This is a genomic window from Roseovarius maritimus, from assembly GCF_043355895.2.
Lineage (GTDB): Bacteria > Pseudomonadota > Alphaproteobacteria > Rhodobacterales > Rhodobacteraceae > Roseovarius > Roseovarius maritimus.
This window is the reverse complement of record NZ_JBHFPF020000008.1, coordinates 120,854-139,324: the sequence shown is the minus strand read 5'-3', so window position 1 is coordinate 139,324 and position 18,471 is coordinate 120,854. Positions and strand designations below refer to the sequence as shown.

Here is an 18,471-nt window from a genome sequence, read left to right as displayed (position 1 = left end):
AGCGATGCCGGGCCTTTTTTTTGCTGGGGTAGGAGACAGGTATCAGGGCTGAGGCCCTGCCCAACTGCAAATTGCTCGTGGAGGTGCTGGCGCTTACCCGATGGGTGGCGGCTAAGCGGGACAAAGTGTGAATTCGCTGCGTTTGCCCCAATGTCGGCTATGAGAGTTTCCGCGTTGAAAAGCGGCCTAAGATAGTGAAGCCGCCCAGCCCAAAAAGTCTCGAAATAGGAAACGAACGCCCTCATCTTGAATAACCCAATCGGCCTTGGATTCTTTGAACCAAAGCGAGCCAAGATCAATCTCGTTGTCAGCTAAGAGTTTTTCGCAGAATGTGGCCAGCTCCCGTACGGCTTGATCACCGTAACCTTGCCGAAAGTCTTCATAGATTTGGTTGCGCCCGTCTGGGGTTTCGGCCCAACCAGGATGGACGACATCTAGGTCTTGATGAAATTGCAGGGTGAAGTCGTAGAATGATTTCGGAGGCGTCATGTCAGTCAATCCTTGGATAGGATGTGATAATGATAAACCCATCCGGCATGTCTGGGGCGTGCTCGATAACGGTTCCCACTCCAAATGTTCGCCGGAGCCGTATCGGGGATGAAGCACGTTGAGTGGTTCTGTATGCTTCAAAGCCTGTTATTGATCCAAAATCACTTGTTATGAAGGCTCGACGCACGCTCCCACTGGCCACTTCGTTCACAACGTCCAAGTTTCTCGCAAGATTAGAGTTCGTCAACTTTTCGGCCGCTTCAAGTGACGGGAAAGGCCCGTGCCGCCAACGATACTGGCTGACGAAAAGTGTTCTTCCACGTGGAGTGCTGACCGATCCGATTAGGAAGGCTTCGCTCTTCCCGACATGCAGGGCAATGGTATGGCCCCCGCCTATTTCATGAATTGAAAGGTCTTGCGGGGGAACGCCGCGATCGGAGCCGGCTGGAATTACGTTGTTTTGAGGTGCTGACGCAATCGGTTCCGCATAACACCTACAGTTATGCGCCTCGCCAGGATGCCCGCCCGCCGGGGGATCATCCCAACGAAACACCTGGTCGTCATATTCTGCATGGCTATCGCGCACCTTGGGATCGCCCTGCGAGCGCCAAACATACCTCTCAATACCAAGGTCGTCCTGCCGGAGTTGATTGATCAGTCCTGCAAAGGCGCGCACAAGGCGTTCTTCCATGGCCGTTCGAAGCGGCCTAAGCCGTTGCGGATGATTTTGATATTCGCTGTATATGTTCTCAAGCCGAGCGTCCCATGCGTTGAGCGCTTCCGTCTTTGCATCGGACACATCTCGCAAATCGGATGCCGAAAAAGTTGGCACCGAGTCAGGCGGCGTCAGCGCGTTCAGCAGCATCAGGGTGTTTTCAGCAGTCACCTGATCGACGCGTTCGCTGAAATCGACCCGCAAAGCGGAATAGTTTGGGAAAGTGGATTTGAGCGACAATCCCAAGCGAAAGCCAACCAGACGACCATGTCGCTGCGCTATTCTGTACTGGCTGTCGCCACCATGCCGGAGGAAATCGCTGAAACTGTGTTGCATGGAGCCTCCGAGTGCGTGCGAGACAGGTTCTATTCACAATTGGTAAAGAAAAGATAAGACCACCGTTCGCAACAAACTCTACTCGCGTCAGAATCAGACATTCAAACGTTGCGCAGCATCGGTGATTCTGGACTCAAACCAGCCCTTCACCGTAGGAGTCAAAAAAGACCCGGTAAAGATGCTGGGTCTTTTCAGATGTTGCTCATGTGCGGTCTGGCCTGTCTAGCCCGCAATCAGCTTGGGCAGCCATGTGACGATGCCGGGGAAGGCAAAAAGGATCGCGATGGCCAGGATTTGCAGCACCACAAAGGGCAGGATGCCCTTGTAGATGGCCGAGGTGGGCAGCTCGGGCGGGGACACCCCGCGCAGGTAGAAAAGTGCAAAGCCGAAGGGCGGGGTCAGGAACGAGGTTTGCAAGTTCACGCCCACGATCACGCCAAGCCAGACGGGGTCCACGTCCATCATCAGCAGCACCGGCGCGGTGATCGGGATCACGATGAAGATGATCTCGAACGTGTCGAGGATGAAACCCAGCAGGAACATGATGGCCATGACCATCGCCACTGCGGTCAGGGTGCCGCCGGGCAAGGTGCTGAGGAATTCATGCACCAGGTTGTCGCCGCCCATCAGACGGAAAACGACCGAGAAGACCGACGCGCCCAGAAGGACGACGAAGACCATCGAGGTGATCGTCGCCGTGGCGATGACCGTCTCGCGCAGGATGGTCAGCGACAGGCGCCAGCGCAGCGCCGCCAGCACCATCGCGCCTACGGCGCCCACCGATGCGGCCTCGGTCGGGGTGGCGATGCCGCCGAGGATCGAGCCTAGGACAGCCAGGATCAGCAGCATCGGGGGCAGGAGGGCCGAAAGAACCTCGCGCATGAGATCGCCGCGCTCGGCCTCGGGGACGGGCGTCGCGGGGCAGGAGGCGGGATCAGTGATCGCCTTGAAGATCGTGTAGGCGAGGTAGAGTCCCACCAGCAGGAAGCCTGGCAGCAGCGCGCCGGCAAAGAGATCGCCCACCGAGACGGGCATGGGCGCGTAATTGCCCTTGGCCATCTGGACCTGGCTGTTGATGCCCGACAGCATGTCGCCCATGAAGATGAGGACGGTCGAGGGCGGCACGATCTGGCCCAGCGTGCCGGACGCGCAGATGACACCGGTCGACAGCTTGGGGTCGTACCCCGCGCGCAGCATCGCGGGCAGCGAGATGAGGCCCATCGTCACCACCGTGGCGCCCACGACACCGGTCGAGGCCGCCAGCATCGCGCCGACCAGGATGACCGAAATGCCAAGCCCGCCCCGCAGATTGCCGAAAAGCTTGCCCATGGTCATCAGAAGCTGCTCGGCGATGCGCGATCGCTCAAGCATGACGCCCATGAAGATGAAGAGGGGCACGGCGACCAGCACTTCGTTGGTCATGAAGCCGATATAGCGGTTCGGCAGCGCGCCGAAATTAGAGGGGTCGAACACGCCCAGCATATAGCCGACGCCGCCGAACATCAGCGACACGCCCGCCAGCGTGAAGGCCACCGGAAAGCCCATCAGCAGAAATCCGATGATGCCGAAGAACATGAGGCCGGCGAGGATTTCGCCGATCAGGATGGGGTCCATCAGTGCGATCCCTCGATTGCAGCAGCGGCTGCGTCATCCGCGCCGACGGGGTATTGAATGACGCTTGGCACCAGATCGCGCCGCCCGCCCAGCACCAGGATCGACCGGCAGATCATCGCGATGCCCTGCAGTGCCAGAAGGACCGCAAAGGCGATGATGAACGACTTGAGGATGTAAAGGCCGGGCATGCCGCCCACATTCGCCGACGCCTCGGTATAGGACCAGGCGCGCAGCACGAAGGGCATGGAGTAAACATAGACAATGCCGGTGAAGGGCAGCAGAAAGATAAGTGCGCCAATCAGATCGACCATCGCGCGTTTGCGCACCGATGCCGGACGGTAGAAGATGTCGACGCGCACATGGTCGTCCCGCATCAGCGCGAATCCCGCGACGGCGGTGAACATCGCGCCGCTCAGCCAGATATATAGATCCTGCATCCAGACATAGCTGATGGCAAAGACATAGCGCTGCACGACCACGGTAAAGCAGACCAGCACGATGCCCAGGCTCAGCCAGGCAAAGACCTGCCCGACAAGCCAGTTGATCCAGCATATCAGCGCGGCAATTCCGGCGATGAATCGCATCATTTCGGTGTGCTCTCCCCTGCAAGGCTCGTGCAATCCACGTCGGCCGCACGGGTCCCGGCCTTAAACAGCGAAGTGTCTTATCAGTCAACCAAAAGCGTTTGTTTGTTGCGCGAAGCAGGTGCGTTTCGCAGTATTCGGCCATTGGCCGGGACCGGCAGAAGAACGGTCGGGGACGTGAGCCAGACTGCGGGCCTTTTCTTTGGCCCTGAGGCCTGTAGCCCCTTATCGTAATTGGGTAGGCGGCGTAGACAGGGGATCATGCGGCAGATGGATTTGTTTGCCGTCTTGGCGAAAGCTTGGGGGCCTGGACGATCGGCCATGATGCGGCGATGTTCGACATCGTCACATCGGCCAATATTGCCTGCGGATTCCACGCTGGCGATCCGCTTGTCATGCACCGCAGGCTCAGACTTGCCAAAGCCAACAGCGTGAGTGCAGGCGCGCATCCCGTTTATCTGGAACGGTGGTGGTTCGGCCGAAGCCGGTCTGCCGAGGACGACCCCGATGAGATCGAAAAGCTGCTGATCTACCAGATCGGCGCGATTCAGACGATGGCCTGTGCGGTGGGTGTGCCGGAAACCATTCGCGTCGTTCCCGGCCCGCAAGGCGATCATTTCACCCACGATGCCGTAGCCGAGTTTCTGCAGGCAGAGTTCTGCGTGACCGCCAAGGCCGACCGAATGGGCCAGCGCCTGAGCGGCTCGGGTCTGTCCCACCGAACGGATAAGACATCGTCTCGGACGGCGTTGCAACGGGCGCCATACCGTCACCCAGCGACGGGTAGCCCATCGTCCTTCTGGCCGATCACCAAACGACGGGTGGTTACTCCAAGATCGCCGGCGTCATCGCGGCCGACCTGCCGGCGTTGGGCCGCATTACCCGGGTGCCGGACTGCGCTTTGCGGCCTTATCGGTGGAAGAGGCGCAGGATATCCCATTGCGCCCGTGCTGCCGCAATGGCCAAGGCCCCCGCCACAATCCAGCCCCTTCGTCTTGATCCCGATAAACTGACCTCTCATAGCCTGCTGGCCACCAATCTTATCAGCGGCGTCATCGGCGCCGCCCCAGAGTCGGAATGATGCTCTAAACTGTTCAAGGTTTCACCGGATTGGCACTGCGTCTCGCTGAAAGTAAGCAACTTTTCCAGTTCGACTGATCCCTCTAAGCGCAAAAACCAGGCAAGGCCCAGCCGGTTCGATTTCCCTGAAGTGTCACCTTGTTTCTGCGGGAAGACATCCCTAAGCGGGCCAGCGGAGACGTGGCCAAGTGGTCGAAGGCGCTCCCCTGCTAAGAGAGCGGACATTTCCCGTAACATATTTATTTCCTCACGCTTTCTGCATGAATTTTTGCGTGTTGACCGGATCTTGCCCATAGTCCCCAGCCACAGGCGTAGAGTTGCTCGACCAGGTCTGCCGGATGAGCTTGGCGGTAGTCGCGGGCGGTGTCGGCCTTCGCCGATCCGCCCCGGTCGAGAAGAAGGTCGTGGTGGGCGACCTGGGCCGAATGGAACGTCGCCCAAGTGTGACGAAGCGTGTAGCAGACCACGTTTTTGGGTAAACCAGCCGCCTTACAGAGCTTGCGGAATTGCTTCGCGATCTGCCCGCCGCCATGGTCCCTCAGTTTGAACGGGTTGCCGCGAGACGACAGGAACGCGTGCCCAGTCTTCGGTATCTCGCCGATCAACTCGATGGCCCTATCCGGCAGGTAGACCCACCGGGCCCGAGAGAGTGTCTTGCTCGCACCATCCTCTATGGCCGGAATCCAGACCTCGTTTGTTGACCAGTTGAAGTCCGCGACCTTGACTGCAGAGGTTTCCCCGGGCCCGCAACCCGTTGCGCCCATGAAGACGATGATCTTCAAGAGACGATGGTCATTGTCATAGACATGCGCCGCTTCTGGCGCCATTGCGACTTGGATCAAAGCCTCGAGCTGAGCGGGAGAAAGATATCTGCTGCGCACATTCTTCTCCTGGCGCTCTCTTCGATTGCCGGTGATAAAGTTGATTACGGCGTAGATGGGGACCGTCACTTGGCATTGGATTGTGGAAGGTGCCCAACGGATCCCGGCCTCTTTGAATCTCACCTCCACGATGTCAAATCCGGCCCGTAAGATCCTCGGTCGGTCGATTTCATCAATCCGCGGATATACACCATGACCTGTCGCTTGCCGAGTATCACTACCTTACGGGCAAGGGATAATTCCTCGTGCACCGGTCAGGCCGCGCCATTCGCAAGCATACCTTGCGGATAGCCGACAGGGTCTCCCGCAAACGGGTAAAGTCCTGCGCCCCCTCGACGATACTCGAAGTTCCGGAAATATGGCGAGGCGGCACCCGGTGTGGCCGCCTAAATCACACGCGATGCAATCGCGCGGAATGGGGCGTAGAAATGAAAAGTGGGTTTGACGACGACCAGTCGCTTCTCGGCCAGACGGATGCCCATCTGTTCGAAAACCTCTGGCTGATAGACCTGCGTGCGCAGATCGTCGACCAGCAGATGAGGCGACCCTTTCGATCCGGCAGGCCGAAGTCGGATCGACCAAAACCATGCTGGATCGGGTGAATGCCAGGTTCGACCTGCATCCCGAGCGCCTGATCGCAAATACCGCCTACGGCACCGGACCGATGCTGGGCTGGCTGGTCGATCGCAAGATCGCCCGCATATTCCCGTCTTCGACAAATCCAACCGTATCGACGGCACCCGGAGCCGGGGGGACTTCGAATGGAACGCCGAGAACGATCAATACATTTGCCCCGAAGGCCAAACACTGAAGCAATTCCGCCGGAACTGCCCCGACCTGACGCGGGGGCCAACCGGCAAAGGGCGCGCCAAATACCACGCCTTGCGACTTACCTGTCAGGCATGCCCATCGAAACAGAAATGCTGCCCGAATGCAGATGTCAGATCGATCACGTGCGAAGAACACGAAGACGCTCGCCAGGTCGCCCGCGATATCGCGAAGACCAGGCAATATGAGGCCTCGATGAGGCTCCGGGGGAAGGTTGAGATGCTCTTCGCGCACCTCAAGCGCATCCTCGGCCTCGGAAGGCTCCGATTGCGCGGCCCATGCGGCGCAAACGACGAATTCCCCCTCGCCGCCAACGCCCAGAACCTCAGGAGCTGGCGAAGATCTTTCCTGCACCACAGCAAACGCGCAAAGCCTGAGATGAAAGGCGTGCGCGCATCTCTTGAGCGTCGGATTCCTGCGCTCGCGAATAGTCGCTTTTTCCACAGAATCGGCGGGAGGACTAAGCCGCTCCGCGGCATTGGCGTTCTTGGCTGATGGTGTGAACCGCCCGTAACGATACGCATTTTGCGATCTTCCTGACCTGCCTGACGATTGGGGCCTTCTCAATCGATAGACAGGAGGCTTCCATGACAGAGGAGAGAGTAACACCGCTGCGCCAGCGGATGATCGAGGATATGAACATTCGGGGTTTGGCCGAGAAGACCCAGAAGGCCCATATCCGCAACGTGAAGCATTTCGCGGCGTTTCTAGGGCGGCCGCCTGACACGGCCACGCCAGAGGAATTGCGCTCGTATCAGCTCAAGATGACCGAGGACGGGGTGTCGGCCAGCACGTTCAATGTGCGTATTATCTCGCTTCGCTTCTTTTTCGGTGTCACCTGCGGACGCGAAGACATGAAGCGGTTCATGCAGTTTCACCGCAAGCCCCGCAAATTGCCCATAATCCTCAGCGTCGAGGAGGTCGCCGATCTGTTGTCCGCCGTCCCGGGCCCAGGGCTCAAATATCGCGCGGCTCTCGGCATCAGCTATGGCGCGGGTCTGCGCGCCTCGGAGGTATGCCACCTCAAGGTCACCGACATCGACAGCGATCGGATGCTGATCCACGTCGATGACGGCAAGGGCGGGCGAGATCGCAAGGCGATGCTGTCGCCCAACCTGCTTGCGTTGTTGCGCGAGTATTGGCGCGAGTCAGCCCTGAAGGCTGGCTTTTCCCGGGCAAACCCAAGATCAACCCGCTGTCGCCGCGACAGTTGAACCGGGCGTTCACCTCGGCCAAGCTCCCTCTCGGGACATTGCTGCGCAATACCCTGCCGGGCGACGCATGGCCGGCATCAAGAAGGCTGCAACGCTGCACACGCTCCGCCACAGCTTCGCGACGCATCTTTTGGAGGCAAACACGGATGTCCGGGTCATCCAGGTTTTGCTCGGGCATGCCAAGCTGACCACGACGGCGCGCTACGCCCACGTGGCCACCAAGACGATCCGCAGCACGGTCAGTCCCTATGAGCAGATCAAGCTGTTGCAAGACGAGACCCTCCGACGAGGGTTGGCATAACGCTCGGAGGCCGTGGCTCGGCCCAAGCTGGAGATCGCTGACATCTTTCGCGCCCACGGCCCCGCGTGGCGGCGGGACAATGCGGGGCATGTCAGCCTTGCCCAGCTCAAGGTGATGTCGGCAATCGAAGCCTGTCGGACCGAAGCGCTCGGCGGGCATGTGGCGGGCTGCACCAAATGCGGCCACCACCACATCGCCTATAATTCCTGCAAGAACCGGCACTGCCCGAAGTGTCAGGGGCCAGCGGCACGCGACTGGATGGAGGCGCGCGCCGAGGATCTGTTGCCGGTTGAATACTTCCATGTCGTCTTCACGCTGCCAGCAGAGATTGCCCGGATCGCCTATTGGAACAAGCGGGCCGTCTATGGGCTATTGTTCAAATCTTCGGCGCAAACGGTGATGACCATCGCCGCCGATCCCAAGCGCATGGGCGCGCGGGTCGGCATGACCGGCGTCCTGCACACCTGGGGATCGGCGCTGACCCACCACCCGCATGTCCACATGATCGTTCCCGGTGGCGGCCTGTCGCCGGGCGGGCGTCGCTGGATCGCCTGCCGCCCCGGCTTCTTCCTGCATGTGCGGGTGCTGTCACGGCTGTTCCGGCGCCTCTTTCTGGAGGGGCTGATGGACCTGCACCGCGCGGGCAAACTCGCCCTCTTCGGCGATCTCGAAGATCTGGCTGAGGCCGATGCCTTTTTGGCCTGGCTCGCCCCGTTCCGCAAATCCGAATGGGTGGTTTATGCCAAGCCGCCCTTCGGTGGCCCCGAAGCGGTGCTGGCCTACCTGAGCCGCTATACCCACCGGGTGGCGATCTCGAACGCCCGCCTGGTCAGCGCCGATGCCAATACCGTGGCCTTCCGCTGGAAGGACTACCGCATCAAGCACGGGGATCGCCAGAAGGTGATGCGGCTGGCCACCCCCGAGTTTATCCGCCGCTTCCTGATCCACGTCCTCCCTGACGGCTTCCACCGCATCCGGCACTACGGCCTGCTGGCCAGCTCGACCCGCAAGGCCAACCTCACGAAGATCCGCGCGTTGCTTTGCATCCAATGCCCCGAACAAGCCACCACGCCTGAACCAGAAGCCGAGGCAACCCCGCTAACCCTGCGCGAGCCATGCCCCTGCTGCGGCGGCCCCATGCGCATCATCGAGATCTTCCGACGCGGGCAAAAACCGATGTCGCGCGTCCCACCCAGGGAGCAGGCCGCATGATAAATCTCCTGCCAGCGACCCTCTTTTACAGAATGGCACCGGATGCTCCCTGCAGACCCGGCCAACCCGGATTGCGCCTGCCGTCACCGGCCCGACCGCGCGGGTCCATTTGCCCACAATCTATCCACGCCGTTGGGGCAATCAGGGAATGGATCAGACGCCAGCCACGCCTCCAGTTCCACCCAGATCCGACGGTCGACCCAGACATCCGCGCACTTTCCCCATAGCCTGATCCAAGACCCCCGCGGCTTCCTCCTTCCGAGGTTTGTCAACGCGGGCCACCACCGCAGGATGGCCGCCGGCGCGCCACGGCCCGCATCGAAAAACCTTCAGGGAAGCGGAAGTTCGCTGCAGATCTTCGCTCTTGATGCCAAGACAGTAAAAGTGGACATTTAGATGGGCATTGAAGCAGGGATCTACGTCGCAAGGGACTAAAACGCGAAAGGCCGGCATCGACGTGCCGGCCTTTCTTGCTTGGTAGGATCATCAATTCTTAATTATGTTGTGCTCCGGGCCGAAAGGGAAGCCCGTGATATTCTGTGCGCCATCCTCTTCGATGACATGAATATCATGTTCGCGGTAGCCTCCGGCTCCGGGCTGGCCCTCAGGGAGCATGACCATCGGCTCCATCGAAACGACCATCCCGGGCTTGAGAACCGTGTCGATGTCCTCGCGCAGCTCGACGCCAGCCTCGCGCCCATAATAGTGGCTCAGCACGCCGAAGCTGTGGCCATATCCGAACGAGCGGTATTTCAGCAGATCCCACTCGCGGTACATTTCGTTCAGCTCAGTCGCGATATCCATGCAGCGCGCGCCAGGTTTCAGCAGCTCGAGCCCTCGCTCATGCACCTTGACGTTCTTTTCCCAGATATCGAGGCTGGCATCGTCCACGTGATCGCAAAATAATGTGCGCTCGAGTGCCGTATAATAGCCGAAGATCATGGGGAACGTGTTCAGGCTTAGGATATCGCCCGATTGAACCTTGCGATTTGTGACCGGGTTATGTGCGCCATCCGTGTTGATGCCGGATTGGAACCAGGTCCAGGTATCCATCAGCTCGACGAACGGAAAGGATTTGGCGATCTCGCGGATCATGGCGTTGGTGCCGGCGATGGCGATCTCGTGCTCGGGCTCGCCCGCCTTGATCGCGCCGGCCACGGCCCAGCCGCCGACGTCGCAGATCCGGGCCCCTTCGGTGATCAGCTTGATCTCTTCGGCCGACTTAATCGTGCGCATCCACATCGAGGGTCCGCTCACATCGACAAGTTCGACGCCCGGCAACGCATCCTGAAGCTGCGCGCGATAGTCGAGCGAGACATGATCGAACTCGATCCCGATCCGCTTCGCGCCCGGCGTCAGTTGTTGGATTGCGCGGTAAAAATTGTCGCGGCGCCAATCGGTATAGGTGATGTTGCTGCCGAAGCTGCGGCGCCACGGCTGACCACCATCGATGCCGGCCGAGATGGTCGTCGCGTTTTTCTGGTCGATAACCATGCCGTATTTGCGGCCAAAATAGCAGTAGAGCCAGCCCGAGTAATAGTTGATGCAGTGATACGATGTGAGCAGAGTCGCATCGACATCATTCTTGCCCATCCAATCGCGCAACTCGTTCTGGCGGCGCGCCATTTCGTTGTCCGAGAAAGGGGAGTACTCCTTCTCGCCATTGTGCCATTCGGTCACTTGCAGCATTTCATCAAGCACTGGGATACCCCTTCAATCTGGTTGCGATACCTTCTGCGCTACCAGCAAATCAGGGTTTTCAGAAATTAATAGGTATCATCTAATTATAAGAATTGGAAATGCTGAATTGGTGTTGCTAAACCCTGAGAGACGCGCGGGTCGTCTTTTGAAACGCATCCACCCCTATGGTGATCTGCTCGATCAAGTTCAGCGCAGCATCCGACATCTTGATGTGCTTGTAGAACAGCCCGACATGGATATTGGCCAATTTCGAAAAGCCTTCTTTCGGGTGCAGGATCCGCATACCCGGCAGCAGTGTTTTCTTCGTCAGCGCGGTTACTCCCATCCCGTCGATCACTGCGTTTTGCAGGGCCGAAATGCCGGGGCTTTCGAATGCGATATGCCATTCGCGCCCCTCGATGTTCAGCGAGTCGAGCATGCGCTTGCGGTAAAAGCACCCCTCCGGATGTGCTATCAGCTTGACGGGGCGGTCGGGGTCGATCTGATAGTCGCGCCCACAGGCCCAGACCGGCCGCTCGGCCCAATAAAGCGAGACGTGCGGCGCCGGCATCATGTCGGTGATAGCGATCACCATGTCGAGGTTATCGGTATGTAGGGCAGTCAGTAGATCGCGGCTGCGGTCGCACCGCACATCAATGAGCATCTGCGGATTGGCTTGTGTGAATTGGGCGATGATGTGCTGAAAGTATTCGATTGAATAGTCGATCGGAAGACCGATCCTGAGCGTGCCCAAGAGGCGGGCGCGCTTCAGGCTTGCTGCCGCGCGGTCGTTCAGGCGCAGGATCTCGCGCGCGTAGCCCAGAAGAGTCTGCCCGTCCTGCGTCAACTTGATTTTCTTGCCCTTGTAGCTCAGCAGCTTGGTTTCGGTCATCTCTTCGAGACGCTTGATCTGCAAAGAGATCGCCGGCTGAGTGCGCCCCAAAGCGACGCCCGTTGCCGTGAAATTCCGCAGATCCACCACCGTCACGAAGGTGCGCAGAAGGTCTGTCTGGAGGTTCGTGAAACGGCTTGCCATGAGTAATCCTTATGCTGGCATTGCTACAATAAATTTCTTGCATTGAACGCAGGCGTCTAACGTTGGGTCAAGATAAACTTCACGAGCCGATGAGGGACTGGATGCACCGAAATACCGTTTTCGCCGCCGAGCTGCCTTGGCCTGCCTACCAGTCACGCGTGGCGGACGGGGACGTGCCGATACTTATTCCTCTGGGGTCCATGGAACAGCATGGCCATCACATGCCGATGCATGTCGATGTTCTGCTGCCGACCGAGTTTGCCCGCCGCGCTGCCGCCGAGGCCGGTGCGCTGGTCGCGCCGCCCTTCACCTACGGCTATAAATCGCACCAAAAATCGGGCGGTGGCAACTTCTTTCCCGGCACGACCAGCCTCGACGGGGCCAGCCTTGTTTCCGCCCTCAAGGATGTCGTCAAGGAATTTGCCCGGCATGGCGTGCGCAATCTGTGTATCGTCAACGGACATTTCGAGAATTCATGGTTTATCACAGAAGCCATCGACCTTGCCTTGCGCGAGCTGAGCTGGGGCGGCGTTGATGACGTGAAGGTCATCGTCCTGTCCTATTGGGATTTCGTCGACCAGGCATCGATCGAGCGGCTCTATCCGGACGGGTTTCTGGGCTGGGATATCGAACATGGCGGCGTGCTGGAAACTTCCTTGATGCTGCGCCTCCATCCCGATCTGGTGTCGCTTCAGGACGCTGTCGAGCATGCGCCAGCGACATTCCCGCCCTATGACGTCTATCCGCCCAAACCCGAATGGACTCCTGCCAGCGGCACGCTGTCATCTCCGAAGGACGCGACGGCGGAAAAGGGCGACATTCTGCTCGAGGTTTGCACGCGCGGGATCGTCGAGGCGTTGAGGACCGAATTTGACCCAGGCGGCGCGCTTGCAGCCGCTCAATGATGAAAAGCGTCCGGATCAACCGGGCGCACACAGATTGTTCCAACACGGAGATTGATGACATGACGCATGATCTGACACGGCCGAGCCGCCGCAAACTGCTCAAAATGACGGGCGCCGCTGCGCTTGCGACACCCTTTTTGTCGATCCGGGCCGCGGCCCAGACGACGAACCTGTCGATGCTGGCATGGTACGGCCATGCCGAGCCCGATGTCGTCGGCGCGTTCGAAGAGGCCAACAACGTCAAATTCACGCCGAAATACTACACAGGCGGTGACAACATGCTGGGCCTCATCGCCCAGTCGCCTCCGGGCACCTATGACGTGATCCTGTCGGATGGCGAATATGTGCAGCAGCTGAACGCCGCCGGTTACATCGAAGAGCTTGATCCGGCGGATTACGCATTCGACGACTTCTTCCCGGAGTTCCAGAAGTTTCCGGGCCATTGGAGTGACGACAAGCTCTATTCGGTCATCACGCGCTTCGGTTTTCTGGGCGTCGCCTACAATACGGATGCGTTCACCGAGAAGGAAGCCTCGACCTATGGCCTGTATGCTGATGAGCGCGTGACCGGCAAATTGGGGCATTTCGACTGGCACCTGCCTAACCTGGGCCAGATCAGCCTCTATGCTGGCAATGCCTCGCCCTATGATATCGACGCGGCGGCGTGGGATGCGGTGCAGGAAAAGACGATGGGTCTGCGCGGCCAGGTCGGCGGCTTTTTCGACTATGGCGGCACGTTCTCGTCGCTCGAAAGCGGTCAGATGCTGGCCTTCGCAGGGATCGGCGACTGGATCACCGGCGTGCTGGAGCGCAACGGCGCCCCGGTGCGCAGCGTCATTCCCGAAGAGGGCGGGTTGCAATGGACCGAATCCTTCTCGATCGGCAAGGGCTCGCAAAATCAGGAGATGGCGCGCAAGTGGATCCAGTACATCACCTCGCCCGAGGGGCAGGCGAAATCTGCGGCCATGGCGGCCTATCCCGCGATCATTCCGTCCAAGGCGGGCTGGCAGGTGCTCAACGACACCAATGCCGCCGAAGCAAAGCGTCAGAACATGGTTCTTGGTGAGCGCAACGCGATGGACATGATCCGCGAAGGGCGCATCCAGTTCCGGCAGCTGCCGGTGCAACAGAGCCTCGAGGACTGGAACGACTTCTGGTCTGATTACAAAGGCGCCTGATAGCGTCTTTCTTGCAATCGGGGCGCGTCTCCCTGCGCTCCGGTTGCTCCATTATCCTCGCAGGCGGATCTGAAAATGACCAACCGTCCCAGCCTCTTTTCGCTCGTGATGTCCTTGCCGCTTCTGATCTGGCAGCTGGCCTTTTTTCTCGTGCCGCTTCTCTTCCTCACGGCCATGAGCTTCTGGACCGTGCGGAATTTCCAAATGCAACCCGACTTGAATTTCGGCAACTGGCAGCGCATCCTGACGCGCGGCGTCTTTTGGGATGCCTACGCCCAGACGCTCTTTCTCGCTACAGCGAGCGCGGTGCTGACCAGCGCCATCGCCTTTCCGGCCTCCTACGCGATATCGTTCAAACTGTCCGAGCGGGCCAAGCGCTGGATGATCTTCGTTCTGATCATCCCGTTTTTCACAAGCTATCTGGTTCGGGTCTATTCGCTTCAGGTGTTTTTGTCTGATGCGGGCATCATCAACGCCGCCTTGGCGCAAATCGGACTTGGGCCCTATCCGATGCTGAACAACAGCTTTGGCACGCTGGTCGGGATGATCACCCTTTGCCTGCCGCTTGTGGTCTTGCTTCAAACCTTCAGTCTGAATTTCGTGAATCGCGACCTGGTCGAAGCGGCGCATAACCTGCGATGCGGGCGCCTGCGCACGGTCTTTGCGGTCATCGCGCCATCGGCCAAAGTGGGGCTCGTCATTGCCGCGCTCTTCGCATTCATTCTCAGCTTCGGTGATTTCGTGAGCCCGCTTTACCTCGGCGGGGGCAACCCGCCCACACTGTCGATCATGATCACCGACATCACCAAATCCGGGCAGCAATGGCCACGGGCCGCTGTGGTGGCGATCATGATGATCGTGACCCTTCTCAGCGTCGCCTTCGCCGCCATCAGCTATGCCTACAAGGAGCGCGGAAAATAATGGGCAAGGATAATCTCATCATAAACGCGCTGCTCAAGCTGCATATCGCGATCCTTCTGATTTTCATCTTTGCGCCGATTGCGGGCAGCTTTGTCTTCTCGCTCAACTCGGATCGCTTTCCGTCCTTGCCGCTGGGGGAATTCTCGCTCGAATGGTATCGCCTGATCTGGGAGGATCCCTTGGTCTGGGCGGGGTTCTTCAACACGCTGATCGTCGGGCTTTGCGTGGCCGTGATCGCCACGCTGCTTGGCTTTGGCGGCGCTTACACGGATTTTCGGTTCAACTTCATCGGCAAGTCCTTCTACGTCGCTCTGGCTCTTCTACCGCCGACGATCCCCGTCGTCATCATGGGCCTTGCGATGCTGGCCTTCCTGTCGCGGATCAACCTTTCGGGCAGCACGATCTCGGTCATCATCGCGCATGGCGTGATGTGTAGCCCCTTCGCCATGGCCATCATCCGCTTGCGTCTGTCGCAAATGGACCCGGATCTGGAGGCGGCATCCTGGAACCTTGGCGGCAATGAATGGGCCACCCTGCGCCACGTCATCATCCCCTTTACCAAGCCCGCCATCTTTGCTGCGCTCTTCATCACGATGGCCGTGTCCTTCGACGAATTCGCGGTGGCCTGGTTCGTCTCGGGCCTGAATGAGACGCTCCCGGTCAAGATCCTCGGCTTTCTCCAGGGGCAGGTCAGCCCGCGGATCAATGCCATCGGATCACTTGCCTTTGTCAGCTCGATGACGCTGATCATCCTTGCGCAATTGCTGCTGCGCAGCCCGCCCTCCGACAAGTCTTGAGAAATGGATAATCCGATGACCGCGCAAGCAATCGTCAAGTTCGACAATGTAATCAAGAAGTTTGGTGAATTCACCGCCGTCGAGAAGGTCGATTTCGAAATCGGGCGCGGTGAATTTCTGGCGATCATGGGATCGTCAGGCTGCGGCAAGACGACGACGCTGCGCATGTTGGCCGGGCTCGAGGATCCGACGCAGGGCAACATCTATCTCGATGGTGAGCGCGTCAACGGCAAGGCGACCTGGGACCGCGACACGCCGATGGTGTGGCAAAGCCTGGCGCTCTTCCCGTTTCTGACCGTGCGCGAAAATGTCGAGTTCTCGCTCAAGATGCGCGGCGTGGGCCGCGCCGAGCGGGCCGAGCGGGCGGATAAGTGGCTGGAAAAAATGCAGATCACGGAATTCGCCAATCGCAACATCGCGCAGCTTTCGGGCGGCCAGCGCCAGCGCGTCGCACTTGCCCGCGCCCTGGTGACCGAGCCCAAGATCCTGCTGCTGGACGAGCCTCTTTCGGCGCTGGACGCGCATCTGAAAGTGCGCATGCAGGCCGTGCTGTCCAATCTGCAAAAGGATCTGGGTATCACATTCGTCTACGTCACGCATTCGATGTCCGAAGCGTTTTCCATGGCCGACCGCGTGGTGATCATGAGCCGTGGCCGGATTGAGCAGATCGGCACACCGGTCGAGATTTACCGCGAGCCGCACAACCGCTTCGTCGCCGAATTCCTGGGCTCGGCAAATATCTTTGACGGCGTCATCGAGGGTGCGGCATCGGATAGTGCAGGCCGGCAGGTCCATTTCGAGGGCGGGTCAACCGTCATTTCCGAGGCCGAGTTGAACGGCAAGGGGCAAGGCGACGCCGTGACCTTCATCGTCAGCGCCGAGAACATGCATCTGAGCCCGGCGGATAGCGGGCAAGAGGGTGTCCTTGCCACCGTCGTGGGCGAGGAGTTCGTGGGTGCGACAGCGATGGTCTTTCTCGAAACCGAGGCAGGGCAGGAATTGAAGGTCCAAAAGAGCCATGACGAGTTGACCCAGCTCGAATCGCATCCCGGAAGCAAGCTGGTCGTCCATTGGGCTTCGGAAAGCTGCCATGTCCTACCAGGCGAATAGACCCAAGATTGAGCGGCCTGCCATCGTCCCGAATGGCGCGGCATATTGTGAGATTAGCGCCGCTCGGGAGGCACGGGAATTCGTGTTCCTGTTAGTCCCGGGGTTCACGTTTCTTGCCTTTGCGGCGGCAATCGACCCGTTGCGCATCGCCAACCAGCTGGCTCAAAGGCCGCTTTACCGATGGTCGGTGTACTCTGAGGCTGGAGAGCCTGTCGAAAGCTCGTGCGGAATATCTTTGAATGTGGATGGCAAACTGAGTGATATACGTCTGTCCTCCGTATTATTCATTTGCTCCGGTCTGGTTCCAACGGCTCACGCCGGCGCCGAAACGCTTGCGAGTATGCGCCGCCATGCACGGTTCGGTGGGATTTGTGGAGGGATTTGCACAGGCGCATTCAGCCTAGCGCGGGCGGGCCTGCTACATGGTCATAAAGTCACGCTGCATTGGGAAAACCAGCCAGCCTTTTCCGAAATCTACCCGGAAATAAATGTCACGCCCGCCCTTTTCGAGGAGGATCGAAAGATCGTGACCTGCGGAGGTGGCTCGGCAGCCGCTGATATGATGCTGAGTTTTCTGACACGGGATCATGGGCCGGCATTCGCGGGAATGGTCGCCGACATGTGTCTGAGCGGGGCACCGAGACCTCCCGAAACCCGCCAGCGGGCCTCAATCAGCCATTTCCTCGGGTCGAGAAATCGGCACCTGATGAGGGCGATCCAAGTGATGCGAGACTTCATGGAAGCTCCTCTCGACGCTGAGGAAATTGCGCGCCGCGTAGGTACTTCCAAGCGTCAACTTGAGCGGCTTTTCAAGGCCCGGTTCCAGGTAGGCCCGTCAAGATATTATCGAAACCTAAGGCTAGACCACGGCAGGGCTCTCTTGCATGACACGGATCTGGCCGTCACCGAAATATCGGAGGCCTGCGGCTTTTCTTCTCCGACCACCTTTGCCCGGTCTTTCCGCCTGCGCTTCGGACATGCGCCGAACGATACGAGATAGAAATCTGCTTTAGCTTGCATCGATGTAATGATCGTTGTCGATAACCCGAGATTGACGATGAGCAGGTCGAGGAACTGCACGCCAAGATTGGGGAGTTGGCTGTAGCCAATGATTTTTTGTCCAGAAAGCTCAAGCCGTGGGCCGGCAAGTGAGGCGGGAAATGATCGAGCCGGACAATCCCGATCTGTCGATCCGCAGGCAATGCAAGCTGCTGTCGATCTCCCGGTCGTCGTTCTATTACACGCCCAGCCGTGCACCGCGCTGACCCGCCAACAGGACTGCAGCATGGCCAAGCGCGTCATCATGCTCGGACAGATACAATGGACGTCTTATGCCTCAAAAATGGCTAAATCGGTGGCCGCACCAAGTTCCGCTTCTCGTAAAATCAATGACTTAGCTATTTGCGATGGCCAAGTAATGCTGGTCGCGACAATGATCTGACTACCAATTATTTGCCACTGGCCGGGCTGAAATGTCTATTTTGCAAGCAAAAAGGGTCAATCGGGCGAAAACGCCCGATTCCGTCGATATTTCAGCCGATTGAGTGCGAACGAAGGTTCGACTCTGTCCCACGGGATATGGGTCCCGGA

At 59.1% G+C, this 18,471-nt stretch carries 17 protein-coding genes and 3 pseudogenes; 12 read left to right on the top strand and 8 right to left on the bottom strand.

Translation table 11 applies throughout. From position 1 onward, the window contains the following. Nucleotides 1-186 precede the first annotated feature (186 nt). The 4 genes from ACEWPM_RS14770 to ACEWPM_RS14755 form a co-directional block, all read right to left on the bottom strand. Nucleotides 187-489 (bottom strand): hypothetical protein, encoded by a 303-nt coding sequence (locus tag ACEWPM_RS14770; protein WP_393963058.1) that lies wholly within the window; start codon nt 487-489, stop codon nt 187-189. A gap of 1 nt (nt 490) precedes the next feature. Then, on the bottom strand, nt 491-1,540 hold the full coding sequence (locus ACEWPM_RS14765) for a phage minor head protein (protein ID WP_393963057.1): 1,050 nt from the start codon (nt 1,538-1,540) through the stop codon (nt 491-493). A 222-nt stretch (nt 1,541-1,762) separates the two neighbouring features. Then, on the bottom strand, nt 1,763-3,154 hold the full coding sequence (locus ACEWPM_RS14760) for a TRAP transporter large permease (protein ID WP_393963056.1): 1,392 nt from the start codon (nt 3,152-3,154) through the stop codon (nt 1,763-1,765). After that, on the bottom strand, nt 3,154-3,738 hold the full coding sequence (locus ACEWPM_RS14755; protein WP_393963076.1) for a TRAP transporter small permease subunit: 585 nt from the start codon (nt 3,736-3,738) through the stop codon (nt 3,154-3,156). The genes ACEWPM_RS14760 and ACEWPM_RS14755 overlap by 1 nt, the downstream gene beginning before the upstream one ends. Before the next feature lie 293 nt (nt 3,739-4,031). On the opposite strand from ACEWPM_RS14755, the pseudogene ACEWPM_RS14750 reads away from it, so the two are divergent. After that, nucleotides 4,032-4,460 (top strand): annotated as a pseudogene (locus ACEWPM_RS14750) (LamB/YcsF family protein); the annotation flags it as partial. A gap of 68 nt (nt 4,461-4,528) precedes the next feature. Next, entirely contained in the window at nt 4,529-4,819 is a 291-nt protein-coding gene (locus ACEWPM_RS14745) for a hypothetical protein (protein ID WP_393963075.1), read from the top strand. Nucleotides 4,820-5,057: 238 nt separating this feature from the next. On the opposite strand, the gene ACEWPM_RS14740 is transcribed toward ACEWPM_RS14745, so the two are convergent. Then, entirely contained in the window at nt 5,058-5,828 is a 771-nt protein-coding gene (locus ACEWPM_RS14740) for a tyrosine-type recombinase/integrase (protein WP_393963055.1), read from the bottom strand. A gap of 257 nt (nt 5,829-6,085) precedes the next feature. Then, entirely contained in the window at nt 6,086-6,340 is a 255-nt protein-coding gene (locus tag ACEWPM_RS14735; RefSeq protein WP_393963054.1) for an MlrC C-terminal domain-containing protein, read from the bottom strand. Between ACEWPM_RS14735 and ACEWPM_RS14730 the strand changes: the two are divergent. The 3 genes and pseudogenes from ACEWPM_RS14730 to ACEWPM_RS14720 all read left to right on the top strand — a co-directional run. After that, a pseudogene (locus ACEWPM_RS14730) lies at nt 6,238-6,904 on the top strand (transposase); the annotation flags it as partial. The gene ACEWPM_RS14735 and the pseudogene ACEWPM_RS14730 overlap by 103 nt on opposite strands. Before the next feature lie 210 nt (nt 6,905-7,114). Then, a pseudogene (locus ACEWPM_RS14725) lies at nt 7,115-8,042 on the top strand (tyrosine-type recombinase/integrase). Nucleotides 8,043-8,054: 12 nt separating this feature from the next. Next, a complete protein-coding gene (locus ACEWPM_RS14720) occupies nt 8,055-9,254 on the top strand; it encodes an IS91 family transposase (protein ID WP_393963053.1) in 1,200 nt (399 codons plus the stop codon). 486 nt (nt 9,255-9,740) lie between these two features. Here the strand turns inward: ACEWPM_RS14720 and ACEWPM_RS14715 are convergent, their stop codons facing one another. Next, entirely contained in the window at nt 9,741-10,955 is a 1,215-nt protein-coding gene (locus ACEWPM_RS14715; protein ID WP_393963052.1) for a M24 family metallopeptidase, read from the bottom strand. Between the two features lie 115 nt (nt 10,956-11,070). Further along, nucleotides 11,071-11,970, bottom strand: a complete 900-nt coding sequence (locus ACEWPM_RS14710) for a LysR substrate-binding domain-containing protein (protein ID WP_393963051.1) — start codon at nt 11,968-11,970, stop codon at nt 11,071-11,073. A 101-nt stretch (nt 11,971-12,071) separates the two neighbouring features. Between ACEWPM_RS14710 and ACEWPM_RS14705 the strand changes: the two genes are divergently transcribed. From ACEWPM_RS14705 to ACEWPM_RS14675, 7 genes are all read left to right on the top strand, one after another. Further along, a complete protein-coding gene (locus ACEWPM_RS14705) occupies nt 12,072-12,875 on the top strand; it encodes a creatininase (RefSeq protein WP_393963050.1) in 804 nt (267 codons plus the stop codon). Nucleotides 12,876-12,934: 59 nt separating this feature from the next. Further along, nucleotides 12,935-14,053: a polyamine ABC transporter substrate-binding protein gene (locus ACEWPM_RS14700; protein WP_393963049.1), complete on the top strand. Its 1,119-nt coding sequence runs from the start codon at nt 12,935-12,937 to the stop codon at nt 14,051-14,053. A 75-nt stretch (nt 14,054-14,128) separates the two neighbouring features. Beyond that, nucleotides 14,129-14,974 carry an ABC transporter permease gene (locus tag ACEWPM_RS14695; RefSeq protein WP_393963048.1) on the top strand — a complete coding sequence of 282 codons (846 nt, stop codon included), beginning with the start codon at nt 14,129-14,131 and terminating at the stop codon, nt 14,972-14,974. Then, the gene (locus ACEWPM_RS14690) at nt 14,974-15,771 is read left to right on the top strand and encodes an ABC transporter permease (protein ID WP_393963047.1); all 798 of its coding nucleotides are present in this window, start codon (nt 14,974-14,976) and stop codon (nt 15,769-15,771) included. The genes ACEWPM_RS14695 and ACEWPM_RS14690 overlap by 1 nt, the downstream gene beginning before the upstream one ends. Before the next feature lie 15 nt (nt 15,772-15,786). Beyond that, entirely contained in the window at nt 15,787-16,881 is a 1,095-nt protein-coding gene (locus ACEWPM_RS14685) for an ABC transporter ATP-binding protein (protein WP_393963046.1), read from the top strand. Continuing rightward, nucleotides 16,862-17,881 carry a GlxA family transcriptional regulator gene (locus tag ACEWPM_RS14680; protein ID WP_393963045.1) on the top strand — a complete coding sequence of 340 codons (1,020 nt, stop codon included), beginning with the start codon at nt 16,862-16,864 and terminating at the stop codon, nt 17,879-17,881. The genes ACEWPM_RS14685 and ACEWPM_RS14680 overlap by 20 nt, the downstream gene beginning before the upstream one ends. 285 nt (nt 17,882-18,166) lie before the next feature. After that, nucleotides 18,167-18,322, top strand: coding sequence for a hypothetical protein (locus ACEWPM_RS14675; RefSeq protein WP_393963044.1), 156 nt, complete (start codon nt 18,167-18,169; stop codon nt 18,320-18,322). Nucleotides 18,323-18,471 lie beyond the last annotated feature (149 nt).